At 68.6% G+C, this 14,527-nt stretch carries 12 protein-coding genes; 7 read left to right on the forward strand and 5 right to left on the reverse strand.

The features are described 5' to 3' along the window. The first annotated feature begins 266 nt into the window (after positions 1 to 266). The 7 genes from secG (at position 267) to A37E_RS0120860 (ending at position 7,750) form a co-directional block, all read left to right on the forward strand. Positions 267 to 701, forward strand: a complete 435-nt coding sequence (gene secG, locus A37E_RS0120830) for a preprotein translocase subunit SecG (RefSeq protein WP_029558396.1) — start codon at positions 267 to 269, stop codon at positions 699 to 701. A 127-nt stretch (positions 702 to 828) separates the two neighbouring features. Next, positions 829 to 2,457, forward strand: coding sequence for a CTP synthase (locus A37E_RS0120835; RefSeq protein WP_029558398.1), 1,629 nt, complete (start codon positions 829 to 831; stop codon positions 2,455 to 2,457). Between the two features lie 224 nt (positions 2,458 to 2,681). Continuing rightward, the gene (locus A37E_RS0120840) at positions 2,682 to 3,554 is read left to right on the forward strand and encodes a VOC family protein (RefSeq protein ID WP_029558399.1); all 873 of its coding nucleotides are present in this window, start codon (positions 2,682 to 2,684) and stop codon (positions 3,552 to 3,554) included. 133 nt (positions 3,555 to 3,687) lie between these two features. Beyond that, complete coding sequence (sugE, locus tag A37E_RS0120845; protein ID WP_029558400.1) at positions 3,688 to 4,005, forward strand: quaternary ammonium compound efflux SMR transporter SugE; 318 nt, start codon at positions 3,688 to 3,690, stop codon at positions 4,003 to 4,005. 213 nt (positions 4,006 to 4,218) lie between these two features. Beyond that, positions 4,219 to 5,085 carry a 3-deoxy-8-phosphooctulonate synthase gene (kdsA, locus tag A37E_RS0120850; RefSeq protein ID WP_029558401.1) on the forward strand — a complete coding sequence of 289 codons (867 nt, stop codon included), beginning with the start codon at positions 4,219 to 4,221 and terminating at the stop codon, positions 5,083 to 5,085. Between the two features lie 174 nt (positions 5,086 to 5,259). Beyond that, entirely contained in the window at positions 5,260 to 6,630 is a 1,371-nt protein-coding gene (locus tag A37E_RS0120855; protein WP_029558402.1) for a glutamate--cysteine ligase, read from the forward strand. A 193-nt stretch (positions 6,631 to 6,823) separates the two neighbouring features. Then, complete coding sequence (locus A37E_RS0120860) at positions 6,824 to 7,750, forward strand: DMT family transporter (RefSeq protein ID WP_051679231.1); 927 nt, start codon at positions 6,824 to 6,826, stop codon at positions 7,748 to 7,750. Positions 7,751 to 7,756: 6 nt separating this feature from the next. Here A37E_RS0120860 and A37E_RS0120865 read toward each other — a convergent pair whose 3' ends face one another. The 5 genes from A37E_RS0120865 to A37E_RS0120885 all read right to left on the reverse strand — a co-directional run bounded on the left by A37E_RS0120865 (position 7,757) and on the right by A37E_RS0120885 (position 14,479). Continuing rightward, entirely contained in the window at positions 7,757 to 8,956 is a 1,200-nt protein-coding gene (locus A37E_RS0120865; RefSeq protein WP_029558404.1) for an amidohydrolase family protein, read from the reverse strand. A 103-nt stretch (positions 8,957 to 9,059) separates the two neighbouring features. Further along, on the reverse strand, positions 9,060 to 9,833 hold the full coding sequence (locus tag A37E_RS0120870) for a ferredoxin--NADP reductase (RefSeq protein ID WP_029558405.1): 774 nt from the start codon (positions 9,831 to 9,833) through the stop codon (positions 9,060 to 9,062). Positions 9,834 to 9,851: 18 nt separating this feature from the next. Then, complete coding sequence (gene fdxA / locus A37E_RS0120875) at positions 9,852 to 10,184, reverse strand: ferredoxin FdxA (RefSeq protein ID WP_029558406.1); 333 nt, start codon at positions 10,182 to 10,184, stop codon at positions 9,852 to 9,854. A gap of 264 nt (positions 10,185 to 10,448) precedes the next feature. Further along, a complete protein-coding gene (locus tag A37E_RS0120880; protein WP_029558407.1) occupies positions 10,449 to 13,997 on the reverse strand; it encodes a molybdopterin cofactor-binding domain-containing protein in 3,549 nt (1,182 codons plus the stop codon). Next, positions 13,994 to 14,479, reverse strand: coding sequence for a (2Fe-2S)-binding protein (locus A37E_RS0120885; protein ID WP_029558408.1), 486 nt, complete (start codon positions 14,477 to 14,479; stop codon positions 13,994 to 13,996). Before A37E_RS0120885 ends, A37E_RS0120880 begins: the two co-directional genes overlap by 4 nt. Positions 14,480 to 14,527: the final 48 nt, after the last annotated feature.

Genomic DNA, 14,527 nt, shown 5'->3' on the forward strand with positions numbered 1-14,527 from the left:
TCTGCGAACCCAAACCGAGCGAGGGCACTGCAGCAATTCTAGACGAACCGCCTACCGCAGCGAACAAGAAAAATCTTCAGCCCGGCATTGGGGCCCCGATGGCGCGCCCGGCGCGACGCCTTGCCGCTGGTCGCGGCAGGCCTCACCGCGATGGGGGGATAGGGAAGGCCGCCGCCCTCCCGCTCTTCCCTCCTGCCGCCCGATCGTGTAGGGAACCCGCGACCTGCGCGCCGGGGCACCGCTCTGGCGCGAACGTGATGGATTCCATGCAGACGGTTCTCATCGTAATTCACCTGATGGTGGTGCTCGCGCTCATTGGCGTGGTGCTCATCCAGCGCTCGGAAGGCGGCGGCCTCGGCATCGGCGGGGGCGGCGGCGGTTCGGGCGGCGGCTTCTTCACGGCGCGCGGCACGGCCAACGTGCTCACCCGCGCCACCGCGATTCTCGCACTGATCTTCTTCATCACTTCGCTGTCGCTGACCATCGTGGCCGGCTGGGGTCGCGCCCCGCGCTCCATCCTGCCGCCGGCGCAGCAGAACCAGGGCGGGCCGCAGGTGCCGCAGAGCGGCGGGTCGATTCTCGACCAGCTGCGCCAGCAGGCCCCGCAGGGTACCTCTGCCCCGGCGCCTGCCACTCCGGTTCCTGCCACCCCGGCCGAGCCGGCGGCGCCGTCCGGTCCCCAGGTTCCGCAGTCCAAGTGATCCTGTTCTAGTGATCCATTGACGCGACGCGGCTTCGGCCGCGCCGTTTCTTCTCCACAGGCGAGGCGAGGCCGATCCCGGTTTCGCCCTCGCCGAATCGCGTTTGCATTAGGTAAGGTCGAGGCCCATGGCGCGCTACATCTTCATCACCGGCGGCGTCGTGTCTTCCCTGGGCAAGGGCCTCGCCTCCGCAGCACTCGGCGCTCTTCTCCAGGCGCGCGGATACACCGTCCGCCTGCGCAAGCTCGACCCCTATCTGAACGTCGATCCGGGCACCATGAGCCCGTATCAGCATGGCGAGGTGTTCGTGACCGATGACGGGGCCGAAACGGACCTCGACCTCGGCCACTACGAGCGGTTCACCGGTCATCCGGCGACCAAGCAGGACAACATCACCACCGGCCGCATCTACCAGGACATCCTGGCCAAGGAGCGCCGTGGCGACTATCTCGGCGCCACCATCCAGGTGATTCCCCACGTCACCAACGCGATCAAGGACTTCGTGCTGGAAGGCAACGAGGGCTTCGATTTCGTGCTGATCGAGGTGGGCGGCACGGTGGGCGACATCGAGGGCCTGCCCTTCTTCGAGGCCACCCGCCAGCTCAAGAACGAGCTGCCCCGCGGCCACGCCATCTTCATTCACCTCACCCTGATGCCGTACATCCCCTCGGCCGGTGAGCTGAAGACCAAGCCGACCCAGCATTCGGTGAAGGAGCTGCGCTCCATCGGCATCCAGCCGGACATCCTGCTCTGCCGCACCGACCGCGAGATCCCGCGCGAGGAGCGCCGCAAGCTCTCGCTGTTCTGCAATGTGCGCGAGACGGCGGTGATCGAGGCGCGGGACGTGGACAACATCTACGCCGTGCCCTCCGCCTATCACGCGGAAGGCCTCGACAAGGAAGTGCTCGCCGCCTTCAACATCGAGCCGGCCCCCGCGCCCAACCTCAAGCGCTGGACCGACATCGAGACCCGCGTGCGCAACCCCGAGGGCGAAGTCACCATCGCCATCGTCGGCAAGTACACGGGCCTGAAGGACGCCTACAAGTCGCTGATCGAGGCCCTCGCCCACGGCGGCATCGCCAACAAGGTGAAGGTCAATCTCGACTGGATCGAGAGCGAGACCTTCGAGCGCGAGGACCCCGCGCCCTTCTTGGAGCACGTCCACGGCATTCTCGTGCCCGGCGGCTTCGGCCAGCGCGGTGCCGAGGGCAAGATTCGCGCGGCCCAGTTCGCCCGCGAGCGGCAGGTGCCCTATTTCGGCATCTGCTTCGGCATGCAGATGGCGGTCATCGAGGCGGCGCGGAACCTCGCGGGCATCGAGAAGGCCAATTCCACCGAGTTCGGTGCCACCTCCGAGCCGGTGGTGGGCCTGCTCACCGAATGGCTGCGCGGCAACGAGCTGGAGCGGCGCAACGCCGCCGGCGACCTCGGCGGCACCATGCGCCTTGGTGCCTACCATGCGGTGCTGGAGCCGGACACCAAGGTGGAAGGCGTCTACGGCCGGCGGGACATCTCCGAGCGCCACCGCCACCGCTACGAGGTGAATACCGCCTATCGCGAGCGGCTGGAGCAGCACGGGCTGAAGTTCTCCGGCATGTCGCCGGATGGGCTGCTGCCGGAGATCGTGGAATATCCGAGCCACCCCTGGTTCATCGGCGTGCAGTTCCACCCGGAGCTGAAGTCGCGGCCGTTCGACCCGCACCCGCTGTTCGCCTCCTTCATCCGTGCCGCCAAGGATCAGAGCCGGCTCGTCTGAGCCGTTTCTTTGCAATGGCTTAGGGCGCCGTCCCGGGATTTCTTCCTCCGGGCGGTAGCCACGTCGCGTCAAAACGCACTAAGCTCCGGCCGGGCCGCCGGGGGGATGCGCCCGCCAACCAGGCGACGCGCGGCCCCTTGCCGTAGCGTTCCTTCCCATGATTCTGCCGTTGCGGAATGCGCGCCCGATGGGGTCGCAGCATCGGCCCGATGAGAGGAGAAGCCATGCGACGCGGCCTCGACCACGTTGTGCACCTCGTCCGCGATCTCGACGCAGCTGGCGAAATCTACGACCTCCTGGGCTTCACCGTGGGTGCCCGCAATCGCCACCCGTGGGGCACGGAAAACCGTATCATCCAGACGCCGGGCTTCTTCATCGAGCTGCTGCAGATCGTCGAGCCCGACAAGATTCCCGCCACGCAGGGCGAGGCCTTCTCCTTCGGCGCCTTCAATCAGGATTTCCTCGCCCGCATGGGCGAAGGCCTCTCCATGCTGGTGCTGGAGGGCTCGGACGCGACCCACGAGAAGGCCGCCTTCGATGCGGACGGCTTCGGCGGGTTCGACATCTTCGATTTCGCCCGCAAGGCGCGCCGGCCGGACGGGCAGGAAGTGGACGTGGGCTTCCGCCTCGCTTTCGCCCGCGATCCGGCCAGCCCGGACTTCGGCGCCTTCGCCTGCACCCAGCTCAATCCCGAGAATTTCTGGTCGCCGGACCTTCAGCGCCATTCCAACCAGGTGACGGGCGTCGCCGGCGTGGTGCTGGTGGCCGATGCGCCGGCCGAGCATCAGGCGTTTCTCGAAACCTTCTCCGGCTGTCAGGTTCAGCGCGCGCTCGATGCCTGGTACGTGGCGCAGACGCCGCGCGGCTCCATCGACGTCATGTCCCGCGAACTGTTCACCGAGCGCTATGGCGTACCGGCGCCGGGTGGCCCGGGCCTGCGCCTCGCTGCCGTGCGCTTCTCCACCCCCGGCGCGCCGGAGCTGCGCCGCTCGCTGGCCGCGCGCCGCATGGTGGAAGAGACCATCGAGGGCATCGTCGTCGTGCCGCCCCGCGCTGCGCTGGGCGCCACGCTGGTGTTCGAGTTGACACCGGGCTGAACCGCATCGGTTTTACTCTCAGGAAAAATCCATTACATCGGATCGGGCGGAGGTCTCCGCCCCCGGGCACGGACGACCGTGCTCCCTTCTTGTCGCGCGGCGGGGACGACCTCGCCTCTCGTGGTGTCTGCCCATGGCATGGGTCTATCTGTTCATCGCCGGCCTCACCGAAATCGCGTGGGCCATCGGAATGAAGCAATCGGAAGGCTTTACCCGGCTGTGGCCGAGCCTGTTCACGCTCGGTGCCATCGGGGTGAGCCTGCTGCTCCTGTCCCTCGCGCTCCGGGGCATCCCCATCGGGACCGCCTATGCGGTGTGGGCGGGAATCGGCACGGTGGGGACGGCGGTCGCCGGCATCTTGTTCTTCTCCGAATCGACCGATCTGCTGCGTCTTGCCTCCATCGGCCTCATCGCCGCCGGTATCGTCGGGCTCAAGCTGGTCACGCCCTGAACGGCCTTCCCGATCGGCTTTCGCGTGGTCCGGCCTGCTCGCAGCGCCGGACCACGCGCATTCGCGATTTAGCGAAATGGGGAAAATGCTCTATCAAGGGCGCGCTCCGGCAGCGTCGCCCCGTGTGGCGGCCGGAAAGCTGAATTTATTCTGAGGCTTAAGGACGCTTCCGACCTTCTGGTGGCGATCCCCGGAGCCGTTGAGGGATCGCCCATGACCGTCGCCCCGCCGCCCGTCGCCCCGCAGAGCATCGTCGAGGCCGGCTCCGTGCGCTTCGGCAATGCCCTGCCGCTGACGCTCATCGCCGGCCCCTGCCAGATGGAAAGCCGCGCCCACGCGCTGGAGGTCGCCGCCGCGCTCAAGGAGATCGCGACGCGCCGCAACATCGGCCTCGTCTTCAAGACCTCCTTCGACAAGGCGAACCGCACGTCCCTCTCGGCCGCGCGCGGTCTCGGGCTCCAGGCGGCGCTGCCGGTATTCGGCGAGATCAAGGAGAGCCTCGGCCTGCCGGTGCTCACCGACGTGCACGAAATCGACCAGTGCGCCGCCGCCGCCGAGGTGGTGGACGTGCTGCAGATTCCCGCCTTCCTCTGCCGCCAGACCGACCTTCTCGTGGCCGCCGCCCGCACGGGCCGGGTGGTGAACGTGAAGAAGGGGCAGTTCCTCGCGCCGTGGGACATGGCGAACGTGGTCAACAAGCTCACCGGCGCCGGCAATGGCCGCGTGCTGGTGACGGAGCGGGGCGTCTCCTTTGGCTACAACACCCTCGTTTCCGACATGCGCGGCCTGCCGATCCTGGCCAAGACCACCGGCGCGCCTGTGGTGTTCGACGCCACCCATTCCGTTCAGCAGCCGGGCGGGCAGGGGACATCCTCCGGCGGTCAGCGCGAGTTCGTGCCGGTTCTGGCCCGCGCGGCGGTGGCCGTCGGCGTGGCGGCGGTGTTCATCGAGACCCATCCGGACCCGGACAAGGCCCCCTCCGACGGGCCGAACATGGTGCCCCTGGCGAAGCTGGAGGCGTTGATTACCACCCTTCAGGCGTTCGACGCGGTTGCGAAAGCAAATCCCGTCACCATCTGAGCGGAACCTTGGCCTTCCTTCCGTGCGGTGCGGCGCGCGGAACGGGGCCGGCCCTGCCTTTTTGCCTGCCTGAAGTTCCGCCTTTCCCCGCCACCTTCCGTGCCGACCCCATGCGCTTGCCTTGACCGAGGTGCCGTGTATGGTCTCGCGCCCCTCCGCTTGAAGAGCTTCCTGATGGCCCGCGACACGCTCGACGCGACCCCGATTTCCGACCGCGGCGAACTCGTCGCCTGGATGGAAGAGGGCGCGAAACCCGAGCGGTCCTTCCGGATCGGCACCGAGCACGAGAAGATCCCCTTCACCATGGGCCGTCACGAGCCCGTGCCCTATGAGGGGCCGAAGGGCATCCGGAAGCTTCTGGAGGGCATGCGCTCCCTGCTCGGCTGGGAGCCGATCATGGAAGGCGAGACCATCATCGGCCTCGCGGATGTGACCGGCGGCGGGGCCATCTCGCTGGAGCCCGGCGGCCAGTTCGAGCTGTCCGGTGCGCCGCTGCGCACCATTCACGAGACCTGCTCGGAGCTGAACGCCCACCTCGCCCAGGTGCGCGAAGTGGCGACGCCCCTCGGCATCGGCTTCCTCGCCATCGGCATGAGCCCCAAGTGGTCGCGCTCCGAGACGCCGGTGATGCCCAAGGGCCGCTACAAGATCATGTCCAACTACATGCCGAAGGTGGGCACCCTCGGCCTCGACATGATGTTCCGCACCTGCACCGTGCAGGTGAACCTCGACTTCTCCTCCGAAGCCGACATGGTGAAGAAGATGCGGGTGGGCCTGGCGCTCCAGCCGGTGGCCACCGCCCTCTTCGCCAACTCGCCCTTCACCGAGGGCAAGCCCAACGGCTTCCTTTCCTTCCGCTCCGAGATCTGGCGCGACACCGACAATGCCCGCTCCGGCATGCTGCCCTTCGCCTTCGAGGAGGGGTTCGGCTTCGAGCGCTATGTGGACTACGCACTCGACGTGCCCATGTATTTCGTGAAGCGCGGCGACCATTACATTGATGTGGCCGGCTCCTCCTTCCGCGACCTGCTCGCCGGCCGCAATCCGCTGTTGCCGGGTGAGACGGCGACGCTCTCCGACTGGATCAACCACCTCTCCACCATCTTCCCCGAAGTGCGCCTGAAGCGCTTTCTGGAGATGCGCGGCGCGGACGCCGGCCCCTCCATCAACCTCTGCGCCCTGCCGGCCTTCTGGGTGGGCCTGCTCTACGACCAGCAGAGCCTCGATGCCGCCTGGGATCTGGTGAAGGACTGGACCGCCGAGGAGCGCCAGACCCTGCGGGACGACGTGCCCCGTCTCGCCCTCAAGGCCGAGATCCGCGGACGCGCATTGCGCGACGTGGCGAAAGACGTGCTCAAGCTCTCGCAGGCCGGCCTGAAGCGGCGCGGCTTCCATGACCGGCTCGGCCGCGACGAGACGCGTTTCCTGGAGCCGCTGGAGCAGACGCTGCTCTCCGGCCGCGTGCCGGCCGAGGAGCTGCTGGAGCTGTACCACGGCCCGTGGAACGGCTCCGTGGAGCCGGCTTTCGACGCGCTCGCCTACTGAGGCGCGTCGCGCAGCCGATGCGCAGGGCTGCCATGCGTTCCGGGCATGGCTGATGCTAAGGGCTTCACTTGGCCCACCGGGGCTTGCAGGGCCTCGATCGGCAAGGCCCGGCTCACGCTTTCCCCATCGCCCACCGCGCGTTGCCGGGGGCAGGGCGACCGCATAGGGTGCATCATCCTCCGGATTCCCCTCCATGCATGCCCCACCGCCCCGCACCGACGGACCGCTCGGCCCGCGCGAGCTTCTGCTTTACGCGGTCTGCGTGCTCATCTTCGGCACGGGCTGGCTGCCGCTGAAGCTGCAACTCGGTGTGGTCGCGCCGGAGGTTTCCGGCGTCTGGCGCTTCCTGGTCGCGGGTTCGGTGATGCTGGTCTACGTGCTCGTCACCGGCGGGAGGCTCGCCTTCGGCTGGCGCGACCATCTGCTGTTCGCGGGGCTCGGTGCGACGCTGTTCTCGCTGAATTTCGTCAGCTTCTACTATGCCGGCTATCATCTGCCCTCAGGGCTGATGTCCGTCATCTTCGCCCTCTCCGCCATCATCATTCCCGTGCTCTCCGCGCTGTTCCTGCGCGTGCCGCTGCGCCGCCAGATCATCGGCGGGGCGCTGGCCGGCGTCGTGGGGCTGGCGCTGGTGTTCGGTCCGAGCCTCGCCGACGGACGGGGCATCGACGGGGCTGGGGAAGGGCTGGCGCTGGGGCTCGCCGGAACGCTCTCCTTCTCGGTGGGCAGCCTGCTGACAGGCATCGCCGGGCGGCGGCAATATCCCATCGCCTCGCTGACCACCTGGGGTTTCTTCTACGGCATGATCATCCTGCTGGTGATCGCCCTCATCCACGGCGTGCCGTTCATCTTCGACTGGAGCCCCGTCTATGTGGGCTCCCTTGCCTGCCTCATCCTCGTGCAGACGCTGGCGGGGTTCGCCGTCTACAACACGCTGGTGCGGCGCATCGGGCCCAACCGCGCCGGCTATGGCACGGTGGTGTTCCCGCTGGTGGCGCTCGCCATCTCCACCGTGTTCGAGGACTACCACTGGACGCTGGTGTCCGCCGGCGGCATCGCGCTGGTGCTCGCCGGCGTGCTGCTGGTGCTGCGGCCGAACCCGGCGCCGCCCGTGGTGTGAGGCGCCTCAGCCTCTCACGACAATGGGCATGCGCGTGGCGGGCGGCGTGTTGCGCGAGCGCTGGGTGCGCACGATGCCGTCGATGATGGTCATGCAAACGCCCGGCAGGTCGCCGAGGCGCACGCTGTCGAGCAGCGTGGTGCCGGGGGAATGCTGCGCCTTGTCCATCAGCACGAAATCCGCCGCGCGTCCCACTTCGATCAGGCCGGAATCGAGCGCCCGCATCCGCGCCGTGTTGCCGGTGGCGAGGCAGAAGGCCTCTTCCGCCGGCAGTTCGCCGAGGGAGGAGAGCATGGACACCATGCGCAGGATGCCGAGCGGCTGCACGCCGGAGCCGGCCGGCCCGTCGGTGCCGAGGATGACGCGCTGGAGCTCGCCCAGCTCGCGGGCGAGGCGCAGCGTGTAGAGGGCCGATCGCTCGTTGCCGTTATGGACGATCTCCAGGCCGCGCTTGCAGCCCTCGCAGATGCAGCGGATCTGGTTGTCCGGCAGCGCGGTGTGGCCGCCGTTGATATGGCCCACCACGTCGGTGTCGGCTTCCAGCACCACGTCCTTGTCGATGAGGCCGGAGCCGGGGATGGAGGGGCCGCCGGTATGGATGGTGGACTGGATGCCGTACTTGCGCGCCCATCCCACCATCTTGCGGGCGGTGGGGCCATCCTTCACGCCGCCGAGGCCAACCTCGCCCAGAAGCTTCACGCCGGCGGCGGCCAGCTCCTTGAAATCGTCCTCCACCATCTCGTTCTCGATGACCGGGGCGCCGGCATGCACCTTCACGCCGGAGGGGCGAAAGGCGGAGAAGGCGCGCTGGGCGGTGATGGCGAGGGCCTTCACCCCCACCACGTCGCGGGCGCGGCCGGGATAATGCACCTCGCCGGCGGAGATCATGGTGGTGACGCCGCCGTGGAGGGAGGAATCGATCCAGTTGATCTGGCTCTGGCGGGGCGTCCAGTCGCCGGCCACGGGGTGGACGTGGCTGTCGATGAGGCCGGGGGTGAGGGTGGTGCCGTTGGCGTCGATGAGGGTGGTCGCGCCCTCGGTGTCCACGTCCTTCTCGCGGCCGATGGCGGTGATGCGCCCGTCCTCGGCCACCACCGTGTCGGCGTCCAGAATGGGCTTCGACAGGTCGCCGCTGAGGAGGAGGCCGATGTTGCGGATCACCAGCTTGGTCGGGCCGGCGGGACCGGTTGGCGCGTCGTGGGCCATGCTCTCGTCTCCGGAGGCGGCGCGGCGACGCGCGCCTTTCTGTTTGTAGGCATATGAGATTACGCTTGCTCCACGCCCCTGAAAACCGGGCGCGGGGCGGATTTCACCGCTCGGCGAAAGCCTTTTCGATCACGAAATGACCGGGCTCGCTGCCGGAGCCCTCGGTGAAGCCGCGGGATTCCAGCAGCGTCTTGAGGTCCACCATCATGGCCGGTGAGCCGCAGATCATCACCCGGTCGGCAGCGGCGTCGAGGGGCGGCAGGCCCACATCCGCGCAGAGCTTGCCGCTCTCCAGCAGGGTGGAGATTCGGCCCGTATTGCGGAAGGGCTCGCGGGTCACTGTGGGGTAATAGAGCAGCTTGGCGGCGATCTCCTCGCCGAGGAATTCGTGGGCCGGCAGTTCCTTGGTGATCAGATCCTCGTAGGCGAGGTCGGCCACATGCCGGCAGCCGTGCACCAGCACCACCTTCTCGAAGCGCTCGTAGGTCTCGGGATCGCGGATCACCGAGAGGAAGGGAGCAAGGCCGGTGCCCGTGCCGAGCAGATAGAGGTTCTTGCCGGGAAGCAAATTGTCCATCACCAGCGTGCCGGTGGCCTTGCGGCCCACCGTGATGGCGTCGCCCACCTGGATGTGCTGGAGGCGGGAGGTGAGGGGGCCGTTGGGCACCTTGATGGAGAAGAATTCCAGCGTCTCCGCCCAGGCCGGGCTCACCACCGAATAGGCGCGCAGCAGGGGACGGCCGTCCACCTTCAGGCCGATCATGGTGAATTCCCCGGTGCGGAAGCGGAAGCCGGGATCGCGGGTGGTGGTGAAGCTGAACAGGCGGTCGGTCCAGTGATGGACGCTGAGCACCTGCTCCTCGAAGAAATTGCTCATGGGGATCTCGGGGCGGTTCTAGAGGCTGGCAGGATCGGCGGAGAGGAGGGCGCGCTTGTCCGGCGTGTCCTTCCAGGCATCGGCATCGGCCGGTGGCGGACCCTTCTCGGTGATGTTGGGCCACACTGCCGCGTATTGGGCATTGAGGGCGGCCCATTCGGCGGCGCGGGGGTCGCTGTCCGGGAAGATGGCCGCCGCCGGGCATTCCGGCTCGCAGACGCCGCAGTCGATGCACTCGTCCGGGTGGATCACCAGCATGTTCGCGCCGGCATAGAAGCAATCCACCGGGCACACCGCGACGCAATCCATGTAGGTGCAGCGGATGCAGCCCTCGGTGACGACATAGGCCATGGGAGCGCCCTCGGCATATTGTTTGTGTACAAATGAAAATAGAGTCGGGCTACGAACGCTGTCAACGGCTTGTCATGGGCAGGATGCGGCTCTTTTGGGCAGCGGGGCGGGATATTTTGGGCAGGGGAGGGGCATCCGGCTTGTCCGGGGGATCCACCGTGGGACGGGTCGGTCCTTCAGGGCAGGCACCGTGCGTGTGGCGAAGTGGATGCCCCGGATGAACCGGGGCATGACGGCAGTGAAAAAAGGCCGGGTGCCTTCGTTTTAGTGCGTCGGCGCCGCCCTCAGCCGCGCCACCGTTCCCTCCAGACCTTCCCACGCGGGCGCATCCGGCGCGAACTTGGCGCGCATGTAGCGGACGAGGTCGGCCACCTGCGCATCATTGAGGCTGTCGCGGAAGGCGGGCATGTCGCCCAGCTCCGGGGCGGCGGGCTTGGGGATGCCTTCGAGGATGACGCGGATGAGATTGTCCGGCCGCGCCGCATGGACATTGGTATTCAGCGCCAGCGCCGGCCGCGCGCCGAACAGGGTCGGCCCCTCCGGCGCATGGCAGGCGGCGCAGGCGCCGGCGAACAGGCGGCCGCCCACCGTGTCCATGGGGCGGAGCGAGGCTTCGGCCTTCGCCTCCAGCGTCGCCGCCGCTGCGACCGGATCGGCGATGGCGGGGCCTGATAGCGAGGCGAGATAGACCGCCATGGCGCGCACGTCGGCATCCGGCACTTCGGACAGTGTATGCACCACAGGCGCCATGGGGCCGGCGGCGGTGCCGTGGAAACGGGAGAAGCCCGTGCGCAGATAGGTGAACAGCTCGTCCTCGGTCCACGGAATGGGCGCCTTGGACAGCTCCGTCAGTGCCGGCGCCTCCCAGCCATCGGCGACGCCGCCGGCAAGGTAGGCCGCGCCGCCCTTTTCCGCGCCCAGCGCATTGCGTGGGGTGTGGCAGGCGCCGCAATGGCCGAGGCCTTCCACGAGGTAGCGCCCCCGGTTCCACTGCGGAGACTGCGCCGGCTCCGCCTGAAGCTGGCCGGGGCGATGGAACAGCATGTTCCAGCCGGACATCAGCGGGCGGATGTTGAAGGGGAAGGTCATGCGGTTTGCGGGCGCCGCCGCCGTCACCGCCGGCTGGGACATGAGGAACGCGTACAGCGCCTGCATGTCGGCATCGCTGATACGGCTGAAGGCAGTGTAGGGAAAGGCGGGGTAGAGATGCCGCCCGTCCCGCCCGATGCCCTCGCGCATGGCGCGCTCGAAGGCGGCATAGGACCATGCGCCGATGCCCGTCTCCACATCCGGCGTGAGATTGGTGGAATAGACCATGCCGAACGGCGTGTGCAGCGGCCGTCCTCCGGCATTGGCGATGCCGCCGTCCGCCGTATGGCACACCGCGCAATCCCCCAGCGCAGCCAGCACCTTGCCGCGCGCGATCATGTCGGCGGAGAAAGCCGAAGGATCGGGCGGGGCGATGGGTGCGATGGCGCCCCGGATGGGGAGCGCCAGCGTCGCCATTCCGAGCGCACCTGCGAGCGCGGCGCCCGCCATGGCGAGCCACGGCTTGCGCGTCTTCTCCTTCACCGGCCGGGGTGGCGCCTCGCCGGCCAAAGCCGCGCGCACGCGGTCCGGCGTGAAGGGCGGTTCGCGCAGGCGCACGCCGGTGGCGTCGAAGATGGCATTGGCGATGGCCGCCGCGCTGGGCACCGAGGCGGATTCGCCCGAGCCCAAAGGCGGATCGTCCGGCCGGGGCATCAGCACCACGTTGATGACGGGCACTTCCGGGAAGGTGAGGATGGGGTAGGCGCCCCACTCCCGGCTTGTCACCGCCTGCTCGTCGAAGGTCACCTGCTCCTTGAGCGCGCGGGAGGTGGACTGGATGACGTTGCCGTGGATCTGGTGCTCGATGCCGGCCGGGTTGATCATCAGCCCGGAATCCTGGCCCACCGTGACGCGCTTCACCGCAACGTCGCCGGTCGCTTTGTTCACCTCCACATCCGCCACCCAGGCGGACCAGGCGGCGCCGTAACCGGGGAATTTGGAATGGACATAGAGGGCATAGGCGAAGCCCTGCCCGCGCACGATGTCGCCCTCCACCACCTCCTGCCGGGGACCAGTGCGCTTCTGCCAGCCGGCGCGCTCGGCGGTGGCCTTCACGAGGTCCACCGCGCGCGGATCGTGGAGATGGCGCAGGCGATAATCCACCGGATCGACATCGGCGGCGGCGGCCAGCTCGTCCACATAGCTCTCGTGGGCAAAGCTGTTGGGCAGGGCCGAGACGCCGCGCAGCCAGGAGGCGCGCACGATGGGCGCCACATCGTCCACCGCCACGCGCATCACGTCATAGGCATAGGGCGGGATCGCCGTGCGGTCGCCCATCTCATAGACGGGATTGTCCGCCGGCACGCGGCCGGTGAGCAGCAGCGCCAGCGTGACGGCGGCGTTGGAGGGGTAGCGGGTGAGGAAATCGTAGAAGGCGGGCGTGCCGTCCGCGTTGATGCCGCCCTTCACCTCCATGAGCTGGCCGGCGCCCTTGGGCTCCCAGGCATGCTCCTGCTCGCGGGTGAGCTGTACGCGCACCGGCCGGCCCACGGCGCGGGAGAGCAAGGCGGCGTCGGCCGCCACATCGTCCGCGCAGTTGCGGCCATAGCAGCCGGCCGCCTCGAAGCGGACGATCTCGATGTCCTCTTCCGGCAGGCCGAGCAGGAGGGAAATATCCGTGCGCAGCCAATAGGGGTTCTGCGTGCCCGCCCAGATGGTCGCGCTGTCCTCGCGCACGTCGGCGACGGCGCAGGAGGGGCCGATGGAGGCGTGCATCTGGTAGGGCCAGACATAGGTCGCCTCGAGCACCTGCGCGGCGTCCGCGCGGGCGGTGTCGAGGTTGCCCTGCTCGTGGAGGAGGCGGGTCTTGGCCTTCTCGGCCCCGCGCAGGGCCTCCTCGGTGCGGGAGAGGTCGGGCAGGGCAGGGGTGTCGCGCCATTCGGCCTTCAGCACGCGGGCGGCCTCGGCGGCCTGTTCCTCCCGCTCGGCGACGACGCCGATGAAGTCGCCCATGGTGACGACCGCCACCACGCCCGGAATATGGGCGACGGAGTGCTCGTCCACCCGGATCAGGCTCTTGCCCACGAACGGGCCGGCATCGATGCCGGCATAGGGCGGGCGCACCACGCGGCCGTGCAGCATCCCCGGCACGCGCACGTCGTGGACATAGGTGAAGGTGCCCGTGGCCTTGGCGGGGATGTCCACCCGCGGCACGCGGCGGCCGACGATACGGTGCTCGCTCGTCGGCTTAACCGCCGTTTCCTGATGCAGCATCAACCGGTCGGCGCGACCCCTGAGGAGGTCGGTATAGGAAAGGCCGGTGTTGCGCCCATCCCTGGGGCGGACGATGCCTTCCTCAACCTCCAGCTCGTCCGCCGGAATGCCCAGAGCCTCGGCGGCGAGCGCCACCAGATGGGCGCGCGCCTGCGCGGCCGCATGGCGCAGCGGGCGCGCGGAGACCTGAATGGAATCGGAGGCGATGGTGCCGCCCTGGTTGGGCGCGACGCCGGTGTGGCCAAGCACCATGGTGACGCGATCGAGCGTCACATCCAGCTCTTCGGCGACGATCTGGGCCAGCGCCGTGCGGATGCCGGTGCCGAGGTCCACATGACCGTTGAAGGCGGTAACGGCGCCGGTGTCGTCCACCAGCAGGAACAGGTCGAGCGCGCCTTCCTTCGGCACGGCGCTGGGCACGAGGCCGTGCACCACCTGCGCCGGGCGCAGGATGGCGAGATTGCCGGAGGCGGCGAGAAGCGCCGCGGGATCGGGACGCGGCTCGCTCACGGCTGCGCCTCCGCTTCACCCGTGCGGGCGGCGGCCCGCAGCACAGCGCGCAGGATCTCCACATGCGTCCCGCAGCGGCACAGATTGTAGCGCAACGCCGCGCGGGCCTCGGCTTCGGTGGGGGAAGGATTGCGGGCGAGGAAGGCGACGGTGGTCATGATCATGCCGTTGAGACAATAGCCGCACTGGGCCGCCTGCTCGGCGATGAAGGCGGCCTGCACCGGGTGCAGCGTGCCCTGCGTCGCGAGCCCCTCCAGCGTCGTCACCGCGCGCCCCTCCGCCGTGCCCAGCGTGGTCACGCACGAGCGCGTGGCGCGGCCGTCCATCAGCACCGTGCAGGCGCCGCACTCCCCGAGCCCGCAGCCGAACTTGGGGCCGTTCAGCCCGAGGTCGTTGCGCAGCACGTAGATCAGCGGCGTCTCGCGCGGCAGCGCGAAGGCGTGGGTTTCGCCGTTGACCTGGAGTAGGATGGGGGCGGACATCTCGAAGGGACCGCTCAGCCTTTGCCGCAAGAAACCGGGACCGGGACC

It is taken from the genome of Xanthobacter sp. 91, assembly GCF_000702385.1.
Lineage (GTDB): Bacteria > Pseudomonadota > Alphaproteobacteria > Rhizobiales > Xanthobacteraceae > Xanthobacter > Xanthobacter aminoxidans.

Bases quoted from the DNA above. Each gene is read 5' to 3' on its own strand.
- A37E_RS0120855 (WP_029558402.1), top strand. From the start codon at position 5,260: ATGGCCCGCGACACGCTCGACGCGACCCCGATTTCCGACCGCGGCGAA.
- A37E_RS0120870 (WP_029558405.1), bottom strand. From the start codon at position 9,833: ATGAGCAATTTCTTCGAGGAGCAGGTGCTCAGCGTCCATCACTGGACC.
- sugE (WP_029558400.1), top strand. From the start codon at position 3,688: ATGGCATGGGTCTATCTGTTCATCGCCGGCCTCACCGAAATCGCGTGG.
- fdxA (WP_029558406.1), bottom strand. From the start codon at position 10,184: ATGGCCTATGTCGTCACCGAGGGCTGCATCCGCTGCACCTACATGGAT.
- A37E_RS0120865 (WP_029558404.1), bottom strand. From the start codon at position 8,956: ATGGCCCACGACGCGCCAACCGGTCCCGCCGGCCCGACCAAGCTGGTG.
- A37E_RS0120835 (WP_029558398.1), top strand. From the start codon at position 829: ATGGCGCGCTACATCTTCATCACCGGCGGCGTCGTGTCTTCCCTGGGC.
- A37E_RS0120885 (WP_029558408.1), bottom strand. From the start codon at position 14,479: ATGTCCGCCCCCATCCTACTCCAGGTCAACGGCGAAACCCACGCCTTC.
- kdsA (WP_029558401.1), top strand. From the start codon at position 4,219: ATGACCGTCGCCCCGCCGCCCGTCGCCCCGCAGAGCATCGTCGAGGCC.
- A37E_RS0120840 (WP_029558399.1), top strand. From the start codon at position 2,682: ATGCGACGCGGCCTCGACCACGTTGTGCACCTCGTCCGCGATCTCGAC.
- A37E_RS0120860 (WP_051679231.1), top strand. From the start codon at position 6,824: ATGCATGCCCCACCGCCCCGCACCGACGGACCGCTCGGCCCGCGCGAG.
- secG (WP_029558396.1), top strand. From the start codon at position 267: ATGCAGACGGTTCTCATCGTAATTCACCTGATGGTGGTGCTCGCGCTC.